Source organism: Fulvivirga aurantia, from assembly GCF_009711475.1.
In the GTDB taxonomy this organism is placed as follows: domain Bacteria; phylum Bacteroidota; class Bacteroidia; order Cytophagales; family Cyclobacteriaceae; genus Fulvivirga; species Fulvivirga aurantia.
Genome location: NZ_SMMD01000367.1, coordinates 1 through 2,058, shown reverse-complemented (window position 1 = coordinate 2,058; position 2,058 = coordinate 1). Strand labels below are relative to the sequence as shown.

General features: G+C 38.2%; 2 protein-coding genes. Both read right to left on the bottom strand.

From position 1 onward, the window contains the following. A partial coding sequence (locus tag E1176_RS01905) for an AMP-dependent synthetase/ligase (protein WP_155208884.1) occupies window positions 1–1,000 on the bottom strand: 1,000 nt, incomplete at its 3' end. 116 nt (window positions 1,001–1,116) lie between these two features. Further along, window positions 1,117–2,058, bottom strand: a 942-nt coding sequence (locus E1176_RS01900; protein ID WP_155208883.1) for a tetratricopeptide repeat protein, incomplete at its 5' end; no start/stop codon positions are given.

Genomic DNA, 2,058 nt, shown 5'->3' with positions numbered 1-2,058 from the left:
CTATAAATTGTATATTGTCTCCTAAAGCTTCTCTCCATTTTGAGAAAATTAGTTTATTGGCAATTTTTAGTTTAAATCTATAGAGTGCACCCTGGTCTTTATTGAGGTCATACTGAAGGCCAAGATTAAGTGCCCAGAAAAACAGTTGTTTCTTAATGCCCTTTAGATCATAGCCTTTCATTAGTATCTTTTCGTATACTTTTTCCAACAGCCTGGGTACCGTTGCAAAAAAGTGAGGTTTCACCTCTTTCAAATTATCGGCAATAGTCTCCATACTTTCTGCATAGTAGATTGAAGCTCTAAGTTGCATATAGGTGTAGAGTGCTGTGCGCTCAAAAATATGACAAAGAGGCAAAAAGCTCAACGCCCTACTTCCCGGTTTCACACTCGGAAAAGCATCGCCAACAGCATCTGAGTTACTCAAGATATTTTTATGAGAAAGCATAACACCTTTAGGATTACCAGTTGTGCCTGAGGTGTAGATGATACTTGCTAAATCTTCATATTTTATTTTTTCACGATAAGTATCCAGACTCTTGGTATCGCCATCCTTAAATAGCTCTTTCCAATGAGGTGCCTCATCGATTTTATCAAAACAGTAAACGTGGACACTTTCACCTGAATCTTTTACAGCTTCTTTTACTTTCAAAGCCACTTCACGATCTCCTGTAAAAATCAGTTTGATGCCTGCGTCTTTTATGATAAATGTGTAATCTCCACTTGTAGAGTTGGGATACATCGGTACATTGATGGCACCAATTTGAGAAATGGCAAAATCTGCCATGGCCCATTCAGGTCGGTTAAATGAAACAAGTCCGACTTTATCACCCGGTTTTACGTCCTTAGCCAAAAGTCCGAGACTCAGTTTATTTGCTATATCATAAACTTGCTGAGTGCTGTATTTTACCCACTCACCATCTTCCTTGCTCGCAAGGGCATCTTCTAGTGGATTGTTTTGCAACTGATCTGCTAATACATCAAATATTCGGGTGATTTCCATTTTTTCAAATTTTCAAACGGAGATCAAATTAATAAAAAGAATTGAAATTAGGTCTGACGTGAGAAGGTAAATTAGAAATTGACTGCTGTTTTATACATAAGCGGCTGTCGGAGTTCTTAATTAAGAATTTCTTCTTCCTGATTGTCGAAATCTCCTCGTAATTGTCTGAATCTTTTACGAGCCTCGGCAACATACACGCTTCCCGGGTATCGGGTTAGAAAATTGCGATATATCTCCATAGCTTCAGTTTCGTTTTTCAGATATTTCTGTTGAAGGTCACCCATCATAAAGTAAGCATCATCGCTCAAGATATCGTAATCGTAGTTTTCAACAATTTCCTTATACAAGTCAAATGATTTTTGAAAATGCCCTCTTTTTTGTTCAATATCAGCTTCTAGCCAAAGCAATTCATCCGTGAGGCTATGGCCGGGAAACTTCTCTTTCATAGAAGAGATTTTTTGAAGTGCTTCTTCCGTTTTATTCTGGAATAGTAGTAGTTCGATATTGGCATAACTACGCATGGCGGCTTCTGAACTATCGAGAGCCACATTGTCTTTTATTAACAGACTCAGCGCCATAGCGTCATTAGAAATTTCTCTCGAAGTTGCTTCCTTCAAAATATCTAGATGCTCCTCTGCCAGCTGAAAGTCTCCTTTGAAATAAGAGAGTTTGGCATTTTTCAATTTGGCTTCATAACCAAGGTATTCGTCTTTGTGAGATTTCTCCACTTGTGAGTAAAGTAGTGTAGATTCCCAGGGCTGCTCTATCAGCAAATAGATGTCACCAAGATCCATTTTAGATTTTGCCTTTATGTCCATGTTGGCTCGGGGGGTATCTATTATTTTCTGCAATATATTAATGGCGGAGTCTTTTTCGTCTAGATAGAAAGCATGTAATAAAGCTTTGTTTCTAAGTGCCTCAAGTGTATTGCGGCTTATGCCCAATTCTTTTATAAAGAGATTATAGTCACTCACCAGATTTCTTATTTCTCGCTCATCAACCGGAAAAGTGTTTCTCACGCGCTGCTCGTAAGTTCTTATCAAATACATTTTAGCAAG